21 protein-coding genes and 1 pseudogene are annotated in these 19,331 nt (G+C 62.5%); 13 read left to right on the top strand and 9 right to left on the bottom strand.

Annotated features, from left to right (window positions below; translation table 11 throughout):
* Positions 1-182: 182 nt before the first annotated feature.
* On the bottom strand, positions 183-827 hold the full coding sequence (locus KF941_RS08150) for a ceramidase domain-containing protein (RefSeq protein ID WP_104494149.1): 645 nt from the start codon (positions 825-827) through the stop codon (positions 183-185).
* A gap of 468 nt (positions 828-1,295) precedes the next feature.
* Here KF941_RS08150 and drt3a point away from each other — a divergent pair, with 468 nt between their 5' ends.
* The gene (gene drt3a, locus KF941_RS08145) at positions 1,296-2,801 is read left to right on the top strand and encodes an antiviral reverse transcriptase Drt3a (RefSeq protein ID WP_214273072.1); all 1,506 of its coding nucleotides are present in this window, start codon (positions 1,296-1,298) and stop codon (positions 2,799-2,801) included.
* Entirely contained in the window at positions 2,794-4,863 is a 2,070-nt protein-coding gene (gene drt3b / locus KF941_RS08140) for an antiviral reverse transcriptase Drt3b (protein ID WP_214273071.1), read from the top strand. The genes drt3a and drt3b overlap by 8 nt, the downstream gene beginning before the upstream one ends.
* A 357-nt stretch (positions 4,864-5,220) precedes the next feature.
* Here the strand turns inward: drt3b and KF941_RS08135 are convergent, their stop codons facing one another.
* From KF941_RS08135 to KF941_RS08105, 8 genes and pseudogenes are all read right to left on the bottom strand, one after another.
* A complete protein-coding gene (locus KF941_RS08135) occupies positions 5,221-5,904 on the bottom strand; it encodes a UPF0149 family protein (protein ID WP_073061664.1) in 684 nt (227 codons plus the stop codon).
* Between the two features lie 517 nt (positions 5,905-6,421).
* Positions 6,422-7,786 carry a chromate transporter gene (chrA, locus tag KF941_RS08130; RefSeq protein ID WP_028713995.1) on the bottom strand — a complete coding sequence of 455 codons (1,365 nt, stop codon included), beginning with the start codon at positions 7,784-7,786 and terminating at the stop codon, positions 6,422-6,424.
* Entirely contained in the window at positions 7,783-8,628 is an 846-nt protein-coding gene (locus KF941_RS08125; RefSeq protein WP_104494148.1) for a chromate resistance protein ChrB domain-containing protein, read from the bottom strand. The genes chrA and KF941_RS08125 overlap by 4 nt, the downstream gene beginning before the upstream one ends.
* Before the next feature lie 224 nt (positions 8,629-8,852).
* Positions 8,853-9,560: an arsenical resistance protein ArsH gene (gene arsH / locus KF941_RS08120; protein WP_214273070.1), complete on the bottom strand. Its 708-nt coding sequence runs from the start codon at positions 9,558-9,560 to the stop codon at positions 8,853-8,855.
* Complete coding sequence (arsB, locus tag KF941_RS08115) at positions 9,557-10,630, bottom strand: ACR3 family arsenite efflux transporter (protein ID WP_214273673.1); 1,074 nt, start codon at positions 10,628-10,630, stop codon at positions 9,557-9,559. Before arsB ends, arsH begins: the two co-directional genes overlap by 4 nt.
* A gap of 12 nt (positions 10,631-10,642) precedes the next feature.
* Positions 10,643-11,068, bottom strand: coding sequence for an arsenate reductase (glutaredoxin) (arsC, locus tag KF941_RS27925; RefSeq protein WP_240540385.1), 426 nt, complete (start codon positions 11,066-11,068; stop codon positions 10,643-10,645).
* Between the two features lie 30 nt (positions 11,069-11,098).
* Positions 11,099-11,596 (bottom strand): annotated as a pseudogene (locus KF941_RS27920) (arsenate reductase ArsC); the annotation flags it as partial.
* On the bottom strand, positions 11,589-11,951 hold the full coding sequence (locus tag KF941_RS08105) for a metalloregulator ArsR/SmtB family transcription factor (protein WP_036749225.1): 363 nt from the start codon (positions 11,949-11,951) through the stop codon (positions 11,589-11,591). The gene KF941_RS08105 and the pseudogene KF941_RS27920, both read right to left, overlap by 8 nt.
* Positions 11,952-12,665: 714 nt before the next feature.
* Here KF941_RS08105 and KF941_RS08100 point away from each other — a divergent pair.
* From KF941_RS08100 to KF941_RS08050, 11 genes are all read left to right on the top strand, one after another.
* Positions 12,666-12,863 carry a hypothetical protein gene (locus tag KF941_RS08100; protein ID WP_010400443.1) on the top strand — a complete coding sequence of 66 codons (198 nt, stop codon included), beginning with the start codon at positions 12,666-12,668 and terminating at the stop codon, positions 12,861-12,863.
* Positions 12,864-12,984: 121 nt separating this feature from the next.
* The gene (locus tag KF941_RS08095; RefSeq protein WP_017998452.1) at positions 12,985-13,233 is read left to right on the top strand and encodes a hypothetical protein; all 249 of its coding nucleotides are present in this window, start codon (positions 12,985-12,987) and stop codon (positions 13,231-13,233) included.
* A gap of 433 nt (positions 13,234-13,666) precedes the next feature.
* The gene (locus KF941_RS08090; protein WP_010400439.1) at positions 13,667-14,026 is read left to right on the top strand and encodes a hypothetical protein; all 360 of its coding nucleotides are present in this window, start codon (positions 13,667-13,669) and stop codon (positions 14,024-14,026) included.
* 256 nt (positions 14,027-14,282) lie between these two features.
* On the top strand, positions 14,283-14,489 hold the full coding sequence (locus KF941_RS08085; protein WP_028713990.1) for a cold-shock protein: 207 nt from the start codon (positions 14,283-14,285) through the stop codon (positions 14,487-14,489).
* 117 nt (positions 14,490-14,606) lie between these two features.
* Entirely contained in the window at positions 14,607-14,897 is a 291-nt protein-coding gene (locus tag KF941_RS08080; protein ID WP_010400435.1) for a DUF982 domain-containing protein, read from the top strand.
* A 552-nt stretch (positions 14,898-15,449) separates the two neighbouring features.
* On the top strand, positions 15,450-15,656 hold the full coding sequence (locus KF941_RS08075) for a cold-shock protein (RefSeq protein ID WP_011749411.1): 207 nt from the start codon (positions 15,450-15,452) through the stop codon (positions 15,654-15,656).
* 54 nt (positions 15,657-15,710) lie between these two features.
* Complete coding sequence (locus KF941_RS08070; protein ID WP_011749412.1) at positions 15,711-15,911, top strand: hypothetical protein; 201 nt, start codon at positions 15,711-15,713, stop codon at positions 15,909-15,911.
* A gap of 387 nt (positions 15,912-16,298) precedes the next feature.
* Positions 16,299-16,775, top strand: coding sequence for an Hsp20 family protein (locus tag KF941_RS08065; RefSeq protein ID WP_028713989.1), 477 nt, complete (start codon positions 16,299-16,301; stop codon positions 16,773-16,775).
* Between the two features lie 83 nt (positions 16,776-16,858).
* Complete coding sequence (locus tag KF941_RS08060; RefSeq protein WP_104494144.1) at positions 16,859-17,362, top strand: Hsp20/alpha crystallin family protein; 504 nt, start codon at positions 16,859-16,861, stop codon at positions 17,360-17,362.
* Positions 17,363-17,464: 102 nt separating this feature from the next.
* Positions 17,465-17,830 (top strand): SPW repeat protein, encoded by a 366-nt coding sequence (locus KF941_RS08055; RefSeq protein ID WP_017998447.1) that lies wholly within the window; start codon positions 17,465-17,467, stop codon positions 17,828-17,830.
* Between the two features lie 98 nt (positions 17,831-17,928).
* On the top strand, positions 17,929-19,305 hold the full coding sequence (locus KF941_RS08050) for a DegQ family serine endoprotease (protein WP_214273068.1): 1,377 nt from the start codon (positions 17,929-17,931) through the stop codon (positions 19,303-19,305).
* The last annotated feature ends 26 nt before the right edge of the window (positions 19,306-19,331 follow it).

The raw sequence follows: 19,331 nt of genomic DNA, 5'->3' as shown, positions 1-19,331 counted from the left end.
TCCCAGCTACCACCCTGGATTCGCGAGATGAATCCCTCACGCGATTTGTGCAACAGAGCCATAAGCAATGGAAATCGCTGTGGAATAATCGGTGGTGAATGGCATGGGCCGGGATGCGGCAGGGCAGGGTGGCGTAAGGCAGCGGGTTCCGGCGTCGCGCAATGACTTGCCGGAATCCGGGATCAGCGCGACCGATGCCGGCGCCAGACCTCGATCATCCAGCCCAGCATCAGCGCATTGAGGACATGCCACAGGAAATGCGTGCCGAAGGGCAGGGCATCGCAGAGAGGCTGATCCAGCGTGCGGAAGATCAGCGAGACGATCAGGATCCCGGCGCCGATGGCGAGGCCGCGCGCCGTCTCGGGCAGGCGTTTGCGCAGCAGAGCCGCATAGATCAGGATCAGAAGCGGCACCGGCGCATAGCTTGCCGAGGAGCGGAGGCCGGGGATCGTCGAGAACAGAGGCACCGTCGCGGCGGCATAGGGGATGAAGCCCGCCGTCACCAGGGCGGCGAGGCACGGGCGCGCTCCGAAATAGTCGCGGGTGGCGGCGAAGACATAGAGCAGGATGAAGGCGACGATGGGCAGCACATCCATCAGCCCGGTCAACCGGTTCGCGTGGGTGTGGAACAGCCAGGAGCCGATGCCGATCACGAACAGCGCCGCCGCCAGCACCCGGCCCATCGCCATCTCCGGCCCCCTCAGCCGCGGCCACAGGACCAGGGCGGCGATCAGGAAGGCCAGGTTTGTCACCGCATTGATCGGCTCGGACCAGTATTCGGGACGGGTCCGTTCGCAATAGGCGTCAACAGGGGCAAGCCAGGTCATCGGAATCCTCCCGGACAAAGGTCAGGATGCAGCTGTGCGGGGCGCAGTGCCCGCGAGGCCGGGGCGATATCCGTGATCATCCATTGTCGTCCATCCAGGCTCATCGTCCCCGTGCAGGATACGGACCCAGGCGAAGGAAGGTAAGTGCTCCGCTGTTGTGAAGGTGGATCGCCGCACTGGGCGGAAAGCGGTCTGACAGCAGTGCGGCGTCGCAGGTGCGGCGAACTTAAGAAAGCAGACACCCATGCGTTACGCAGCGGTCACCCCGCGCTGGTGCCTGCAACGGGGCGGAAAGCGGACGTGCGGCAGCGCCGTAGGGCGATCGCGGCATAGGAGCAGCCGTTCGGGCGAACCGCGCCGAGATTACAGTCGATTCCGCCCCGAGGGGCGGAAAGCGGTCGTTTGCGGTGCCTTACGCGAATGACCGGAATGCGGCCGTTCCCTGCACTTCCGGTTCTGAATGCAAAAATGGATCAAGCTGCCGTTCGTTTGCGCCGCAGCAGATGTCAGCAGGAGCCAAAGAGCCCGACCATCGCGGTCTTGAATCCGCTTCCCGAAACCCGCAACTGTGGGATAACCACCTTCACGAACACTAGCGGAGCCGAACCCCAGGATGTCACTGTAACAATGCTCGATCAAATGTTTACAGCGGAGAACTTCCGTCGCATCTATGACGCCGAGAACCGCAAGGGTTTCGACCTGGCGAGCCGTTACTTCCCTTCGCTCGAACCGCTCACCCTCGCTGTCCGCGACAAGGTGCAGGATATCCGCGACCACCGCGCCAATCAGGCGAGCATGACGGCAGATGTGTTCGAGGCAACCTTACTCGACCTGAAAAAGAAGCTGGCAGACGCGAAAGCGGAAAAATCAACCGCCGTCGATGCGCTGATGGACGAAATCAGCCAGAAGGTACTCAAACCCACCTTTAAAATCGATCTGTCCAAAAAGGATGGCCCGAACGGGAAGCCGGTTTTCTGCATCGACGCCGAACCTGAATCTTTCTTCGTCATTAAGCAGCTCCAGCGCAACATCAACCGTATCTACGGCGTGAAGCAAGCGAACCGGCATGACCTTGTCTGTCAGGTTCGCGATATGCTGAGCGGTACTTTTCCCTTTGAGTTGGTCCGAACCGATATTTCTTCATTCTACGAGAGTATCGACAGGAAAAGACTGCTCGAAAAGCTCGACAGCGACCAGCTGCTAAGCCCGGCGTCGAAGAAGTACATTAAGCAGGTCCTGATTTCGTATGGCGTAAAGTCCGGCACCGCCGCCGGCGTGCCACGCGGGGTCGGCATCAGTGCCTACCTCGCCGAATTTTACCTGCGCCCCGTAGATAACGCCATCCGGGCGATCCCCGGCTTGGTTCTCTATTGCCGCTTCGTTGATGATATCGTGGCTGTTTTCGCGCGGCCCCCAGCAGGCAACAGCCTCGGTTCCTATAAGGATCGGATCATCGACATCTTCGGCCAGTACGCGCTGACGCACAATGCGGCGAAGACAAGTGAATTCGCCTGCCTGGGCCCGCACCCACAGGTCTTCGAGTACCTCGGCTACAAATTCACCATTGCCGCCGGAAAGTGCGAGATCGGTCCCAGCACTGCAAAGGTGGACAAATATCGCGAGCGCATGAAAGCGGCGTTTGAGGAGTATTGGCTGGAGCGCTCGCTGCGCACGAGGCGCGCCTACCGAGAGCTTATCTGGCGCATCAAATTCCTGACCGGCAACACGCGGCTGTCAAACAGCAAGTCGCAGGCTGCTACTGGCATATATTACAACAACTCGATTGCAACTGATATGACCAGCTTCGATCAGCTTGACCTGGAACTGAAGGCGCTCATCGCGACCCTGCATAGTAGTAGCCTCCAAAAGAAGTTGAAGAAGCTCAAATTTACCACTGGATTCGAGCAGCGTCGGTATCATCATTTCAGCGCGCGGGAATTGCAGACAATCGTGAGGGCTTGGAAGCATGCCTAAGCGCCGCGTCTCCCTAACGCACCGTAAACAACGCTCGATCCTCACGGATATGCTGCCGTTCGAGGTGCCCCCGACGTTTTCCAACCGGGGCTATTATCGCTTCCTGCGCGATAACAGCGTCGAGATTGAAAAAGACCAATTGTGCTGGGTTTGCAAGACGGACGCGCTCGACCGCACGATGCAACTTCTGTTTGGCATTAAGGCCGGAACGCCCATCACTGTTGAAGTCGTAACCGAATGGGGTAAGGAGAAGGTCAGACGATCGGTGCCCTACAACAAGTGCAAAATGGCGACGATCCCGTTTAACTTCCGGGTTGCACATAATTTGGACGGTCGTACCTTGAGCGTCGTCCATCCGCGAAATCAGGTGGCGGTAGCAAGCTTCTACGCGAACCATAGCGCGCTGATTATCTACTACACATCGGTAAGCGAATTTTCGATCCGCCGCCCGGTGTCAGTGTCACGCTATGCCTATTTCAAGGACAAGCTGCATGAAGAGCGGCTGGATTCCGTGGCGGGGCTGGAAGAGGAGGATCGCGAGTACGAGCAACTCGGCTCCTATTTCGTTTATCAGAAATACCGGAACATCCATCGCTTCTTCGAATCCTACCAATACCACCGCAGCGAGAAAAAATACGATGCGATGGTGCAGATCGATGTCAGCAAGTGCTTTGACAGCATCTATACGCACTCACTGCCTTGGGCAGTGCTGGGTAAGGATCAAACAAAATTTAAGCTGGATGCGTCAAAGCGCACCTTTGGAGGGCGCTTTGACGCCGTCATGCAGGATCTGAATCACAAAGAGACCAACGGCATCGTCATCGGCCCCGAGTTTTCGCGGATTTTTGCCGAGATCATCTTACAATCGGTCGATGCCGAGCTGCTGCGGCAGTTGGCAAAGGCCAACCTCCGCCACAAGGTGGATTACGAGATTTTCCGGTACGTCGACGACTTCTTCATTTTCTACAACGACGAGTCCACGCAGCTCAAGGTTTTCGAGACGGTTCAGGAGATACTCAAGGGTAAGAAGCTCAGCATCAACACCGCGAAAATCAAGCATTACAAGAAGCCCATCATCACCGAAATCACGATCGCCAAGGAGAGAATTTCTGCGCTTCTCAACGAAGAAATCAACCCGGCCTGTGAGGAAGAGCGGCTGGCCGATTCCGCCAAACCGCCCGGGAAAAAGCTGGTCTGCAGCATCAATGCGAACCGGTTGACCATCCGCTACAAGGCCGCGATCAAGGAAGCCGGCGTGACCTACGGCGAGCTGCTGAATTACACGTTCGCGATCATCGAAAACAAAATCGAGAAGCTCTTCAAGGCCTACGTTGAGAGCGACAAAACGGATCGGGACCGCAAGCGTCTGGCAAATGCTTTGCTGGCAATCATGGAATTTGCCTTCTTCGCCTATTCCGCGAGCCCGAAGGTCAATCACACTATTCGCATCTGTCGGATGATCGCAACCTCTGTGGACTTCGTCCATGCACAGGGGTTGCCCTACGAGCAGAAACACCTGCTTTTTAAGTACGTCCACGACAACGTGATGCACCAGCTCGAGAAAAACACGATGAGCCAGCATCGCGAGGTGGAAAGCCTCTACCTGCTGATATCGCTTTCGCAGATCGGGCGGGAGTATTGGCTACCTGTCTCCGTGCTGCTGCGGCATTTCCTTATCGAGGAAGAGAAGGGAACCGGCAACTACATCCGGCCATCCGGATTCATGAATCATTTCTCGATCACGATTCTGCTTTCCTATATCAAGCACAAGGTCAGGTACGCGAAGCTTAAAGCCTTCATCGAAGCGGAGATCCTAGCCAAGCTCCAATATATGAAAGTGCATTGCCCAGAAGACGCCGAGACCCTGATCATGCTACTCGATCTCATCATTTGCCCCTACATCAGCAGCCCTACCAAAGATGCCATCGGCACGATCTTCGGGCTGGATGCCGCCGGTCTGACCGCCGTTCAGGCGACCAACGACCACTGGTTCACAGCCTGGGGCGACAAATTCGACCTCGGCAAAGAGCTGGACGCCAAGCGCAGCCGTGAGGTATACTAAGGACGGCGCTCCGCTCTACCCTTAATGGCTGTTGGCAGCTCACACACAAGCGCCCACCTATCCTCTGTATTAATCGGGGGCCGGGTAATGGGACGGTCGGAGCGGGCCGTTTCCCGACCCATCATCATCGACCACTACCAAGAGCCCGTTGTGACCTTCCTCAGCAGTTTGAGATTGGTCACTTGGCCGAGATCGTTGATCATTGGGACGGTGGGGAGCTGCTTGCCCTTCAGGTTGCCGACAGCTTTCGATGTCAGCTTCAGCATCCCCGAACGACAAAAATGGGCGCGCGTTGCGGACATCGATCATAACGAACTCGAATGACCGGTAAGGGCCGTGAGAGACTTGGGCGATCGGTCAGTTCCGACCGCAACATTGCTTGTATTTGCGGCCCGACCCACAGGAGCATGGGTCGTTCCGCCCGGGCCGGGGACCGGCGTTGAACGGCATCTCGGAACGATTTGCGGGCTCCATGCGGGAAAGCTCGGGACGAGACTGATAGAGTATCGTCGCAACGCAGTTCGGGATCAGATTGGGTGCTTCAAGGTCGATTTCGTCGATCTCCTCATCCGTGAACTTGCTGTGGCCAGTGTATATTTCCTGAAGCGCCATCAAGAAGATCATCGTCGTCCGCGTCTCTTCGTCGGCCTGAGCGAGCAGTCGATCCCAAGCATCCGGTCTTAGCCCCATAGCGCGAGTGAAGCCATCGATCCAAGGCTCCCACATCACCTCATCACTGTTGGGGTCAACCTCGTAGATGGGTTCGATCCAAGGTGAGCGGGTCATCGCCTCCGCAACCGAGTTGTAGTGAGCCATGACCGCACCGACCGTGGCTTCGGCGGTTTTCTGATCGGGAAAATTTGCCTCACCTGTCTCTCCCCAGACATGGGACATCCATTCCGAGGGCGGGATCATATCCGGGCAGGCAAGAACACCGACTACATAGCCATCAAGTTCACTGAGCGTCATGGGCATGTTCTCGATGGGCAGCGCATGCAACAGCGCGCTGAGACGCTCGAGTTCCTGATCGGACTGGTCCATAAATACCTCCCGGTGTTGCTCGGAATTTTTTACTCTGCGCGACGCCAACCCGCAATCCGCGCGAAGCCTGCTTCAAGCTCGGACAGGAAGATTGCTGCAGGCACCCCGAATGTCCGCAGTGGTGAAGCCGCGACGTAGCATCAGATCGTCGCGCCAACGTCTGCAAAGGGCCGACCTTGCCTGTCCGGGGGCAGATCGCCCGGCTCAGCCGAACCTGCCACTTGCTGTCCCGCAGCATGTTGCTCGAGAGTCCATTGCTGCCGTTGGAACTGATCCGGCGCATGTGATCGGCCCTGGAGTTCCGTCCACTGTTCCCAGGTGTGGTCAACCCGCTGTACTCGCTACCGAGCTACAAGTCGGCGTCACGTTGCCCGTTACCATGCCGCCCGACCCTCCCCAGGTGATGCGAACCAGGGCAGGCACCACCATCAACTGACCGCGGGCGACCTGCATCCACCCTGGCATCGCGGATGGCCGGGTTTCTTCAGGGTTCGGGCAACGGCCTCGCCATCCGCCGTCAGATCGCCCCGGCCAGGTGCAGGCCGAGGCCAACCAGCGCCGCACCACCAAGCACGCGGCCGATGCCGAGCTTCAGACGGAACACCGCGAGGATCGCCAGCGCCGAAAGGGCCATCGCCCAGCCATCCAGTGTTTCCAGCACCGGAACGCTGGTCGAGACCGGCCCCCAGTCGAAAGGCTCGACCTCGCGCCAGACCACATGGATCGCGAACCATATCGCGAGATTGAGGATTACCCCCACGACCGCCGCCGTGACCGAAGCCAGCGCCGCCGCGAGCGCCCGGTTTTCCCGCAGCCCTTCCATGAACGGTGCCCCGAGCAGAATCCAGGCGAAGCAGGGCGCGAAGGTCACCCATGTCGTCAGGATGCCCCCAAGCGTTGCCGCCAGCAGCGGCATGGCCCATCCGGCCTCGCGCATTGCCCCCATGAAGCCGATGAATTGCAGCACCTTGATCAGCGGTCCCGGCATGGTTTCGGCCATGCCGAGACCGTCGAGCATCTCGCCCGGCTGCAGCCAGCCATAGCTGCCGACCGCCTCCTGCGCGACCCAGGCCAGCACGGCATAGGCCCCGCCGAAGGACAGCACCGCGAGTTTCGAGAAATAGAGCGCGATGTCGGTAAAGACGCTGCCCGGTACCAGGGCGACCAGCAGCAGCACCGGCAACAGCCAGAGCGCGACCGCCGCCCATCCCGCGCGAAAGGCGTTTCTGCGCGCCGAGGGCGGAAGATCAAGCTCTTCGCCAAGGATCGTGTCGGCGTCGCTGACATGTGCGCCACCTGTCGAGCCATGTCCGCCGCCGCCCCGGAAGGCAGCAATCCCGGCCTTTGTCCCCATCCAGCCGATGGTTGCCGCCAGCGCCACGATCACCGGGAAGGGTGCATCGAACAGGAAGATGGCCAGGAAGGACGCGGCGGCCAGGCCGAGCATGACCTTGTTCTTCAGGGCACGTTTGCCGATGCGGAACACCGCTTGCAGAACGATCGCCAGCACGGCGGCCTTCAGCCCGAAGAACAGCGCGGTCACAACCGGCACGTCGCCATAGACCGCGTAGACCCAGCTCAGCACCATCATGGCGATGAAGCCCGGCAGGACGAACAGCATCCCCGCGATCAGCGCGCCGCGCACGCCGTGCATCAGCCAGCCGATATAGGTCGCCATCTGCTGCGCCTCGGGTCCAGGCAGCAACATGCAGAAGTTCAGGGTATGGAGGAATCGCGCATCTCCGAGCCACTTGCGCTCCTCGACCAGTATCCGGTGCATCACCGCGATCTGGCCGGCCGGCCCGCCGAAACTCAGCGCGGCGATCCTGGCCCAGACCCCGGTGGCCTGACCCAGCGTTGGAAATCCATCACCCCGTTTCATGTCGCGCCCCGGCCCGGACCCCTGGCGTTGGCGGGCCAGTTGTGGATCTCGTCCGTGGCATCGCGCGCCCAACGGTAGAAGGCGTCATAGAGCTGCAATCCGGCATCGAGTTGCTCCAGATCGTCGGAATACATCCGCGACAGGCCCAGGGACGCCGCAAGCAGGCCCGCCGCTTCGGGGGCGAGGTCCAGGCGGGCGGTATCCGCGCCGCGCACGATCAACGCCAGCCGGTCGAGCGCCGGGATGCTCAACCGGGTTTCCTTCAGCAGCGCGTCGAAGGTGCAATCCTCGCCGCGATGGCTCCAGAACACGCCTTCGACATCGAAGGGCATGGCGCCGAACCGCTCGGCCACTGCGGGCACCTCGGCCGGGGCGACGAACAGAAACACCGCCCGTGGATCGATGAAGCGCCGGATCAGCCAGGGGCAGGCGATGCGATCGATCTTGGGCCGCGCCCGTGTCACCCACAGGCTGCGGCCCTGCGGATCATGGCCGGTGATCTTCGTGGTCGTGACGAGTGGCAGGCCGGCGGCGAGCCATGCCGCCATGCCTCCCTCCAGATACTCGGCTGCGACCCCTTCATGGCGCAGCCAGGCGGCGACGCCCTGACTGCGCCCGTATCCCTCGGCGCAAAGGACCACCACCGGACCGTCCAGGCTGCGGGCCAGCTCCGAAAGCGCTGCAGGGGCGATTTCATTCTCAGCCAGCCATCGGGCAGAGGGGATGAGACGAGGTTCGGTGTCTCTCGCATCCGCCCGGCGCAGGTCGAGGACGACGGGGCATCGTGCGGTGCCGATCAGCTTGGCGAGCTTGTCGCAGGTTATGGCGTCAGGCGCAGGCATCTGCGTTCCCTCCATTGAGTGAGTCGTCGGAATGGAACGCGAACTTCGGCTGGCGCCTCGTGGGGCGTCGCAAGACCCCATGCCGGAAAATTCCGACGACGACGATGGAATGTCAAGACGGTTACCCGGTTCAGACCCGGTTCAGACCCGGTTCGGTCGCCCTTCACGGCGCGATCCGGGTGCGTCTCGCGATCGCTCCCACCCGATATCGGGCCTCTCCGGCCTCATGTCGCAGCCTTGAGGTTTACCCGTTCCTCGAGCTTTGCGGCCGCTTCCTTGCGCTCGCTGTAGCGGTCGGTCAGGAAGGCCGAGAGGTCGCGGGTCAGCAGGGTGAACTTCACCAGCTCCTCCATCACGTCGACGATGCGGTCGTAATAGCTCGACGGCCGCATGCGCCCGGCCTCGTCGAACTCCTGCCATGCCCTGGCGACCGAGGACTGGTTCGGGATCGTCAGCATCCGCATCCAGCGGCCCAGCACCCGCATCTGATTCACCGCGTTGAAGCTTTGCGAGCCGCCCGAGACCTGCATCACCGCCAGCGTGCGGCCCTGCGTCGGACGGATCGCTCCCATCGACAGCGGAATCCAGTCGATCTGCGCCTTCATCACCCCGGTCATCGCGCCGTGGCGTTCCGGGCTGGTCCAGACCTGGCCCTCGGACCACAGGCACAGGTCGCGCAGCTCCTGCACCTTGGGATGCGACGGTTCGGCATCCTCGGGCAGCGGCAGGCCGTTGGCGTGGAACACCCGCGTCTCGCAGCCGAAATGCCGCAGCAGGCGCTCGGCCTCCAGCGTGGCGAAGGGGCTGTAGGAGCGTTCGCGCAACGAGCCGTAGAGCAGCAGGATGCGCGGCGGATGCGTCGCGCGGGGGATGGCTGGGATCGCGGGCGCGCGCAGGCAGTCGGGCGACAGGTTCGGCAGGTCGGGGATCATGCGCGGGCCTCTTGCGGGGTTGCTTCGGGAAACCAACGGCGGCCCAGCCACAGGGCGGCGTTGACCAGAAGGATCAGCACCGGCACCTCGACCAGCGGGCCGATCACGGTGGCGAAGGCCACGGGCGAGGCGAGGCCGTAGGCGGCGATGGCGACGGCAATGGCCAGCTCGAAGTTATTGCCGGCGGCGGTGAAGGCGATGGCGGTGCTGCGCGGATAATCCCTGGCGATCAGCCGGCCCATGGCAAAGCTGACCAGGAACTGGATGGCGAAATACAGCACCAGCGGCACGGCGATCCTGACGGTGTCGAGCGGTAGGCGCACGACATCGCCGCCCTTCAGGCTGAACATCGCGACGATGGTGAACAGCAGCGCGGCCAGCGTGATCGGGCTGATCCTCGGCAGGAAGACGTTTTGATACCACTCCTCGCCCCGGCGCCGGATCAGCACACGCCGGGTCAGGAAACCGGCGGCGAAGGGGATGCCCAGGTAGATCAGCACCGCCTCCGTCACCGTCCGGAAGCCCACCTCGATCACGCTGCCCTCCAGCCCGAACAAGGGCGGCAGCACGGTCAGGAACAGCCAGGCATAGGTCGAGAAGAATAGGATCTGGAAGATCGCGTTGAAGGCCACCAGCCCGGCGACATATTGCCCGTCGCCGCGCGCCAGCTGGTTCCAGACCAGCACCATGGCGATGCAGCGCGCCAAGCCGATCAGGATCAGCCCGGTCATGTATTCGGGATGATCGCGCAGGAAGATCACCGCTAAGGCGAACATCAGCACCGGCCCGATCACCCAGTTCTGCACCAGCGACAGCACCAGCACGCGCTTGTCGGCAAAGACCCGGGGCAGGTCCTCGTAGCGGACCTTCGCCAGCGGCGGATACATCATCAGGATCAGCCCGATGGCGATGGGAATGTTGGTCGAGCCCACCGCCATGGCGTGCAGCGCATCCGGCAGGCCGGAGAACAGCGTGCCCAGCAGGATGCCGAGCGCCATGGCCGCGAAGATCCAGAGCGTCAGGTAGCGGTCGAGAAAGGAAAGCCGGCGGGCCGGGCTGTCGGGGGTCATCATCTGTTCCTTTCAGGCCGGGCGGATACGGTTGCCTTGGGCATCCACGACTGACTCGCCGTCTTCCTTGCTGAAGGCGGCGCGCTGCGGCGGCAGCAGCTCCAGCACCTGCTCCGAGGGCCGGCAGAGCCGCACGCCCCTGGGGCTGACCACGATGGGGCGGTTGATCAGCACCGGATGCGCCAGCATCGCCTCGATCAGCGCGGCGTCGGTCAGCGCCGGGTCGTCCAGGCCAAGCTCGGCATAGGGCGTGCCCTTCTGGCGCAGCAGCTCGCGCGGCGCGATGCCCATGCGGGCGATCAGCCGCTCCAGCATCGCGCGCGAGGGCGGCGTCTTGAGATATTCCACCACATGCGGCTCGATCCCGGCATTGCGGATCATGGCCAGGACGTTGCGCGAGGTGCCGCAGTCGGGGTTGTGATAGATCACGACGTCCATGCCGTCCGCCGCCCCGTTCGCGCCTTCGGAGCGTCCGATCTCGTGCAGCCTGGAGACGAGGCTGGCGCGATCGAGGGTGCCGATCGGCAGGGCGGCAAAGGTTTGGATGCGCGCCTTCATGTAGCGCAGCGTCTCGATGAAGGCCATGTCGCGCTGCAACTCGCTGCCGGTCGCGGCTGCCGGGTCTGGAAGGCCCCAATGCGCCGTCATCGGCTGGCCCGGCCAATAGGGACAGGCCTCGCCCGCCGCGTCGTCGCAAACGGTGAAGACGAAATCCATCACCGGCGCGTCGGGCCCGGCGAATTCGTCCCAGCTTTTCGAGCGCAGCCCTTCGGTCGGGTAATGGTAGTTCTGCAGGATCTTCAGGGTCCGCGGATGCACCTCTCCCTTCGGCTGGCTGCCGGCCGAGAAGGCGCGGAACCGCTCGCCGCCCTCCTTGCGCAGCACGCTTTCGGCGATGATCGAGCGGGCGGAGTTGCCGGTGCAGAGAAACAGCACGTTGAAGACACGAGGCGAGGCGTCAGCCATGCAGGGCATCCTTGCTGGGTTCACAGGAACAGGACAGCGCGGCCGCGACCGGCGCGCAGATATCCGGGTGGCCGTCGCAGCAATCGCGCATCAGGAATGCGATCAGCCCGGCCAATGTCGCAAAGACGGCGCTGTAGATGATGAAGCGCCCCTCGCGCCGGGACCGGATCAGCCCGGCATGTTCGAGGTGGGTCAGGTGAAATGACAGCCGCGAGGTGCTGGCGCCCCCCAGGGCCTCGCCGATCGCCCCGGCCGCCATGCCCTCCGGCCCGGCCTTGACCAGCAGCCGGACGATGCGCAGCCGGGTTTCCTGCGACAGGGCCGCGAAGCCGGCAAGGGCGCGTTGCTCCTCCATCGAATCGACCCCTCAAGATATGTTGAGACAATGAAGGTGAGACCTGATGCTGTCAAGCCAGCAGGTGCGTCTCGACGACGGCTGTTCGGGGAATCCGCGGAAGGTCAACCTTGAAGCGGACGCAGTTCAGCATCTGTAAAGTCTCGTTACCCATGTCCTGGACGCGCGGAGGAAATAGCTGACGTGACATCATCGTATCTCGAGGGCGCGGACCCCGACGGTCGGTAACGACGCTGGCGGCGCTTTAGGTGCCACCAGACCGGCGCAACATTCTTTCCAGCCATATGACCAGCTTGCACGATAGTTTCGATCCGGAGGGCGCAATTCCACCCCTTCGACCCCATGTCTTGTTCATCCGAGCGGGATCTCCGGGCGGTGCCATGGAGGACCCCATTGTGGGCACCGGCCCAAAGAACGACACTCTGGACCCGAGGGACACCCGTCAGGGCCAGCAGGGCGAGCTGCCGGAAGCCCCGCAGCAGGGCGACAACGATCCGAAAGACGACCCCATGCGGAAGCCTGCTGACCACAGATGACGGCCGGCTGCCATTCGAAAGGCGAAGCGGGCGGAAACCTGCGGACCCCCGATCTTCCGGTAAATTGCCGCACCAAGGCGTGGTCCAAATCTGCGCTGGTATGCGGCATTCAAAAGCTGGAAGGTGAAGCGGCGGATCCAGGTCCGCCGTTTTCGCTCGTCCAGATAGCGAGGTTTCCATGACCAAACGTGTTGCCCTGACCGACGCGCTCACCGGAGCTACCGAAATCTTTGCTCAGCCGCCGTGGCATCTTGAGGGGATCCGCCATTTCCAGAATGGGGATCTGGTGAAGCTCGTCCATGACGACGGAACAACCCGGCTCATTCCGATCAGATCCTGCACGTCCGGGCTGTTCGAGCGGTTCCGGGACTGGTGACGCGACACGCGCCAGCCATGCTGACGGTCAAGCCGGCCGATACCGCTGCAAAACGGGTATCCGGTCTTCGTCCTTTGGGGCAACCAGCAATCGCCTGACACGAGTCGCCAGGCAGCAACCGATGGAAGGCAGGAAGGTGGCAATCGAAAGCCCGGATCAATACGAAGCCGCCATAGAGCACCTGCTGCAAATGCTCTTTCTGGCCACCGAGCGGCCCGGCCTGCTCATGACGACGGATCTGCGGGAACACCTCGCTCTCGCCGCCCAGAAGCGCGACAGGCACGGAGATTTCGGCGCAGCGCGATTGCTGATCGAATGGGCCGACCGGATCGACGCGGCAGCGGAAAGAACCGATCCCGCGCCTGAATAGGAATCGCAAAAGCCGACCGACGCAAAACTCGTCGTAACGGCCATCGACTGCGCTGACCTCATCCTGCCGTTGCAGAACCGCCTCGTCGTCACCGAGATTTCTTTCTCGGGCTTTCCGGAGGTTGGTCGATAGGCGCATGTCTCCTATGGCCTGCAGCCCCCTGACACCCCATATCAGCCGTGCCTGTTCGAATTTTTTCGTCCGGCAACAGGGAGACCCAGACCGTGGATTCCGCAGACATCGCCAGCACCCCCGAGAAACGACCCGAGCCGCAGCATGATGCAGGAGTGCGCCGGCGTCGGAAAAGGGACGGGAACGAGCGCGGCATGCCGGTTCGTGCTGCGAGCGGCATGGACGATCCGACGACCGATCAGGCGTGATCGATGGGCCGGCAGGCCCAAGAGGAGCGACCGCATAAAGGGAGGGGGCGAAAATGGTCTCATTGGTCGAGAACAGCGACAGAGATATCAAGGAACGGCTGAGCGATATCGAGCTCCGCTTGAGCGAGCTGGAACTGCAGGGCCTCCAGGGCGGGGTCTATTCCAACCCCGGCGGCAAGGAGCAGAGCCTGAGGGATGTCCTGGCCTGGCTGGAGCGGATGACCCCGGTGGTGCGCCGGCTCTACTGGGCGATCAAGGAGGCGGCTCCCCAATTCGATGGGCCGGACAGAAAGGCGCTCGACCAGGCCGTGGGCGCGCTCGATGCATGGCAATCCGCCCATTCGCGGCTGCATGAGACGATAGCGGAAACGAACGCCCGGGAACTGGACGGCAAGGAACAGGGCGAAAGCTGAGGTTTGGAGTCTGCGGTAAAAACGGCCTTTTCGGAATTTTCCGCCGATGCGGGTCGCAAATTCTTTCCTTGCCGAACAACGGGTAATGGGCCGAGATCGCATGATCCCCGGAATTTCCTCGTAAACTCAGCCGGCATGACCTATATAGGATCTGCATCTCTTGTTTTCGGACCCTGTTCCTTGCGGCTCAGCTTCGATCTTCAGCTTTGCCGAGCCGCTGCGCTGTGTGAGCGGTATTTTTGAAAGGAACAGCACGATGGCCAATGGCACCGTGAAATGGTTCAACTCCAATAAAGGCTTCGGCTTCATTGCCCCGGAAGCGGGCTCGAAGGATGTCTTCATCCATATTTCCGCGCTCGAGCGCGCCGGTATCCATCATCTGAACGATGGCCAGGCGATCGCCTATGATATCGAGCGTGACCGCAATGGCCGGGAATCGGCAACGAATCTCGTTCTCTCCTGAGAGCAGCGCCGAAGGGTAATACAGGCGGGGTCGGCTTCATGCCGTCTCCGCTTTTCCTTGAGGAGGGTGGGCATGCGTTGCCCGCCATTCCGACCGTTCCGACAGAAAAGTTTCATTATGGAAATTCACTGGGGTACGCCCCTTTCATTCGTCATTTCGTCTGCCGGCGAAGTGCAGAAGTTCAGCACGATCGAGCAGGCGAGATACTGGCTCCGCAGGAGGTGGCCGGTTTCCAATACGGCCCAGCACCATGCGCTGGAGCAGCTGGATGCCGCCCTGCACTGCCTTGTATCGGTGGGATCGGCGCGACGGGCTTTCATCGCTGCTGCAAAAGCTGCCGGTTTCGTGCCCGAAACCTCGATCGCACAATCCGCACGTCCCTTGTCCGCTTGCATGGCGACGATCTGAGACCGGGGTTGGTCCTGCTATGGCGGTGCCTGTGCGGGAATGGAAATGCTCCGCAGAGTGACCAGCCGAAAGCCAGCTGGTCGATCCTGAACAGGCTGTGGGGCCTCGGCCAAGAGCTATCGCAAGAAAGATAAGCTACCGGGACTTTCGAGTGCCTCGGATATTCCGATGCCCTTGGCGTACAAGCGCAACCCTGCGCTTAGTAGGTATACGCTATAGGTGCGTCCGAAGATGGGGGCAGAAGATAATGTCCCACCATTCTCATGGTCGGGTTCCAGTCGAAAATTCTCAGATCAATCGGTTTTCGAGCGATTCCGGGAATTTTTGTCTGGCCAAGTGGAAAATAGCCAGGTTTGGCTCCATTGATTCAGGCATCGGACAAATGCGATGCAAGAATGTTTTGCTTTATCCGGCGCGAAGGCGCATACAGGGGGCGCTACGTTGATTCTCTCTGCATCCTGTCTCCTTTCGGCTTCGGTCTGCTTTTGAACTGAACTGACCGGGCCGGGTTGCTGCATTCCGCGAGCGACAAATCCACAAGGAGATATCACGATGGCCAATGGCACCGTGAAATGGTTCAACGCCGCCAAGGGCTTCGGCTTCATCGCGCCCGAGCATGGCGGCAAGGACGTGTTTCTGCACATCTCGGCCCTCGAGCGGGCCGGGCTTAACAGCGTTGCGGATGGTCAGGCCGTGACCTTCGAAATCGAGTCGGGCCGCGATGGTCGCGAATCGGCCAGCAGGCTGGCGCTCGCCTGATCCTGTCGAACAGCCTGGCCATCTGGCCGGGCTGAACCCCTTCGGGAGACCCGTATGTTGGCCAAGGCGAGAAACCTTTTCCGCGACCCTGCGCCCCTGACGGCGATGGATCGCACCACTTCCGAGGCGAAGCTCATCGTCGATGAACAGGCCCGCAAGAGGAGCGAGCTGACGGCATCCCTCAAGGCTGCACGGTTGGCGAAAGAGGCGGCAGACGCCGCCACCGGCGTGCCTGCGAAAAAACGCAAGAAATAGCGGATGCGCGGGGGCACCTGCTTTCTTCGCTGTAACGCCGACTCTCACTACCGCCGAAACGCTGCGCGAAGATGTCTCGATCCATTTCCCATGATTCCGATTGGACGGGATGCAGGGGATATTCATCTTTTTTTAGGCCAGCGCTAGCCGGCTTGACGGCGGACAGTCTCCCGCGCTTTTCCTGTGCCTTTTATCAGCCAGACAGGGGCTTTCCGGGCGCACGAAAGAGGCCGCATTCGCGGTGCTTTCACCCCCTTGAACCGCCATTTCCGCGCCCTAAATCGTGGATCGCCGGAAGCCTCTGACGGGTCCGGCATGCCGGGGCGGATGCGATGGCACCGCACGGTGAAAGACTTGTATCCATGTTGCTCAACGGAGGATGTGGCTATGAGAACCACTTTCGACTTTTCCCCTCTCTACCGGTCGAGCATCGGTTTCGACCGGATGCTGAACGCGCTGGAAGCGGCAAGCCGGGTCGGGACGGTCGACAACTGGCCGCCCTATGACATCGCCAGGACCGGCGAGGACGATTATCGCATCACCATGGCGGTGGCGGGCTTCTCGCCCGACGAGCTGGCCATCACGCAGGAACGGACCGTTCTGACGGTGACCGGCCGCAAGGCTGGCGAGGACAAGGGCGAGTATCTGCATCGCGGCATTGCCGAGCGGAGCTTCCGCCGGCGCTTCCAACTCGCCGATCATGTGAAGGTGACCGGCGCCGAGCTGCTGAACGGGCTGCTGACGATCGAGCTGCGGCACGAGATCCCCGAAGAGATGAAGCCGCGCCGGATCGAGATCGCCCCGGCCAAGGCCCTGCCCAAATCCCAGCCGCAGCAGGTCGAGACCGGCAAGCAGGCCGCCTGAGGCCCTGTCACCGCACGATCCCTGCCGGCCGCCGGGCAGCGCCCGGCGTCTCCGGCAACCTGTTGCCATGAAGGAGGAAAATCATGAATGTCCGAGATCTGATCCCCTGGAACCGCAATGGCGGCAACCAGCTTCCCACCGCCTTCCGCGACGGCGACCGCGATCCCTTCCTGTCGCTGCATCGCGAGGTGAACCGGCTGTTCGACGACGTCTTCCGCGGCTTCGGCCTGCCCGCGGTCGGCACGGTCCCTGCCTTTGGCGGCGGCTGGCCGAGCGTCGAGATCTCCGACAACGAGAAGGAGATCAGGGTGACGGCCGAGGTGCCGGGCCTTGAGGAGAAGGACATCGAAGTCCTGCTGGATGACGGCGTGCTGACGCTGAAGGGCGAGAAACGCTCGGAGGTCGAGGATAAGGACCGGCAATTCTCGGAACGCTTTTACGGCCGTTTCGAGCGCCGTATCCCGCTGGGCGCCGAGATCCGCGAGGACGAGGTCGATGCGCATTTCAGGAACGGCGTGCTGACCGTGACCCTGCCCAAGACGGAAAAGGCGCAGTCGCAGGTCAAGCGCATCGCCATCAAGGGCTGAGCCATCGCGGCGGCGACAACCGCCGCCGCCGCATCCAGCCTTCCCCCGCAGGGGAAGGTCCATTGACGGGATCACCAAGCAACCGACAAGGAGGAGTGAACGATGCTGAAATCCCTGTCTCTTGATCGCCGGACGGCATTCGACATCGCCAATGTCGTTGCCGGTCTCGGTCTTCTGCTGTCGCCCTGGTATCTCGGCTTCGCGGCCGAGACCGCCGCGGCGTGGAACGCCTGGCTCGTCGGGGCCGCGATGACGCTGATCGCGCTGGCCGCGCTCTTCGCGTTCCACAGGCTTGAGGAATGGGCCAATGTCGCCCTTGGCCTCTGGGCGGTGATCGCGCCCTGGGTCCTGGGCTTCGCGACCCTCGCGGCGGCGATGTGGGTGCATGTGATCGCCGGTCTGGTCGTCGCGATCCTGGCGGGCGTCAGCCTGTGGTCGGGCGACGACCGGCCCTATTCGACAGCGTGACGTCCCGAACGGCCCGGCAACCCGCCGGGCCGTTTTCTTGTTCTCCGTCTGGTCTCGGGCGAGAAAGGAAATCACCACCGATCAAACGGAGATTGCCGATGTCGATGAAAATCCCCCGACTGCGCGCGGCCGTCATCACGCTGTGCACGATCCTGGCGCTGGTCGCGCCGTCCCCGGCGGCTGTCGGGCAGCCCATGCCCGAGGCTGGGGGCGGTATTCCCACCATCGCCCCGATGCTGTCGCGCGTGACCCCGGCGGTGGTCAATATCGCGGTGGTCTCGGAAACCCCGGCAGTATCGAACCCGCTTTACAACGATCCCTATTTCCGCCGCTTCTTCGATCTTCGCGACCCGCCGATGCGGCGGCAGATGAGCGCCGGCTCCGGCGTGATCGTCGATGCCGAAAACGGCTATGTGCTGACCAACCATCACGTCGTCGCCGAGGCCAGCGCGATCAGCGTCACCCTGAAGGACGGGCGCCAGTTCCGGGCCGAGCTCGTCGGCGCCGACCAAGCCACGGAAATCGCCCTGCTGCGGATCGAGGCCGAGGATCTGGTCGCGCTGGAGATCGGCGATTCCGACCGCCTTCAGGTCGGCGATTTCGTCGCCGCCATCGGCAACCCCTTCGGCCTGGGCCAGACGGTGACCTCGGGCATCGTCAGCGCGCTGGGGCGCAGCGGCATCAGCCGCGAGGGATACGAGGATTTCATCCAGACCGACGCCTCGATCAATCCGGGCAATTCGGGCGGCGCGCTGGTGACGCTGGACGGCCGGCTGGTCGGCATCAACACCGCCATCCTGACCCCGGCAGGGGGCAATATCGGCATCGGCTTCGCGGTGCCCAGCAACATGGCCGTCGCGGTGATGCAGCAGCTGATCGAGCACGGCGAGGTGCGGCGCGGCAGGCTGGGCATCGGCATGCACGATCTGACGCCCGACCTGGCCGAGGCGCTGGAGCTGGGCGGCATCCACGGCGCGGTGATCGCGAATGTCGAGCCCGGCTCGCCCGCCGAGAAGGCGGGGTTGAAGGCGGGGGACGTGGTGACCGCTGTCGACGGCGCCCCGGTGCAGGGCGCCACGCATCTGCGCAACCGGCTGGGCCTGACGCCCGTCGGCAGCACCATCCGCCTGACGGTCAGGCGCGAGGGGGATGCGCGGGAGGTCGCCCTGACCATCACCGCCGATGCGACCTCCTCCGGTGATTTCGCCGGCACGCCGCTGGATGGCGCCCGGCTGCGCAACGCCTCGGCGGAGGAGGCGCGCCGGGCGGGCAGTGCCGGGATCATGGTCGACAGCGTCGAGCCGGACAGCCTTGCGGCCTGGATCGGCCTGCGCCGCGGCGACATGATCGTCGCCGTCAACCGGACGCCGGTTTCCTCGGTCGCGGATTTGCGTGGCATGCTTGCCGGCCGCCGAGCCGTCGCGGCGCTGGAACTGATCCGCGACGGCAGCCGTCTTTTCATCGTCGCAAGGTGAACGACGGCGGCGGCATGGAGAGGGCC

Source organism: Paracoccus sp. pheM1 (genome assembly GCF_018499825.1).
Classification (GTDB): Bacteria; Pseudomonadota; Alphaproteobacteria; order Rhodobacterales; family Rhodobacteraceae; genus Paracoccus; species Paracoccus versutus.
This window is presented reverse-complemented; position numbering and strand designations above follow the sequence as displayed.

Coding starts and splice junctions, on each gene's coding strand:
- KF941_RS08075 (WP_011749411.1), top strand. CDS start 15,450: ATGGCCAATGGCACCGTGAAATGGTTCAACGCCGCCAAGGGCTTCGGC.
- KF941_RS08060 (WP_104494144.1), top strand. CDS start 16,859: ATGAATGTCCGAGATCTGATCCCCTGGAACCGCAATGGCGGCAACCAG.
- KF941_RS08150 (WP_104494149.1), bottom strand. CDS start 827: ATGACCTGGCTTGCCCCTGTTGACGCCTATTGCGAACGGACCCGTCCC.
- KF941_RS08095 (WP_017998452.1), top strand. CDS start 12,985: ATGGAAGGCAGGAAGGTGGCAATCGAAAGCCCGGATCAATACGAAGCC.
- drt3b (WP_214273071.1), top strand. CDS start 2,794: ATGCCTAAGCGCCGCGTCTCCCTAACGCACCGTAAACAACGCTCGATC.
- KF941_RS08055 (WP_017998447.1), top strand. CDS start 17,465: ATGCTGAAATCCCTGTCTCTTGATCGCCGGACGGCATTCGACATCGCC.
- chrA (WP_028713995.1), bottom strand. CDS start 7,786: ATGAAACGGGGTGATGGATTTCCAACGCTGGGTCAGGCCACCGGGGTC.
- arsH (WP_214273070.1), bottom strand. CDS start 9,560: ATGATCCCCGACCTGCCGAACCTGTCGCCCGACTGCCTGCGCGCGCCC.
- KF941_RS08100 (WP_010400443.1), top strand. CDS start 12,666: ATGACCAAACGTGTTGCCCTGACCGACGCGCTCACCGGAGCTACCGAA.
- KF941_RS08135 (WP_073061664.1), bottom strand. CDS start 5,904: ATGGACCAGTCCGATCAGGAACTCGAGCGTCTCAGCGCGCTGTTGCAT.
- arsB (WP_214273673.1), bottom strand. CDS start 10,630: ATGACCCCCGACAGCCCGGCCCGCCGGCTTTCCTTTCTCGACCGCTAC.
- KF941_RS08080 (WP_010400435.1), top strand. CDS start 14,607: ATGGAAATTCACTGGGGTACGCCCCTTTCATTCGTCATTTCGTCTGCC.
- drt3a (WP_214273072.1), top strand. CDS start 1,296: ATGGATCAAGCTGCCGTTCGTTTGCGCCGCAGCAGATGTCAGCAGGAG.
- arsC (WP_240540385.1), bottom strand. CDS start 11,068: ATGGACGTCGTGATCTATCACAACCCCGACTGCGGCACCTCGCGCAAC.
- KF941_RS08085 (WP_028713990.1), top strand. CDS start 14,283: ATGGCCAATGGCACCGTGAAATGGTTCAACTCCAATAAAGGCTTCGGC.
- KF941_RS08105 (WP_036749225.1), bottom strand. CDS start 11,951: ATGGAGGAGCAACGCGCCCTTGCCGGCTTCGCGGCCCTGTCGCAGGAA.
- KF941_RS08050 (WP_214273068.1), top strand. CDS start 17,929: ATGTCGATGAAAATCCCCCGACTGCGCGCGGCCGTCATCACGCTGTGC.
- KF941_RS08065 (WP_028713989.1), top strand. CDS start 16,299: ATGAGAACCACTTTCGACTTTTCCCCTCTCTACCGGTCGAGCATCGGT.
- KF941_RS08125 (WP_104494148.1), bottom strand. CDS start 8,628: ATGCCTGCGCCTGACGCCATAACCTGCGACAAGCTCGCCAAGCTGATC.
- KF941_RS08070 (WP_011749412.1), top strand. CDS start 15,711: ATGTTGGCCAAGGCGAGAAACCTTTTCCGCGACCCTGCGCCCCTGACG.
- KF941_RS08090 (WP_010400439.1), top strand. CDS start 13,667: ATGGTCTCATTGGTCGAGAACAGCGACAGAGATATCAAGGAACGGCTG.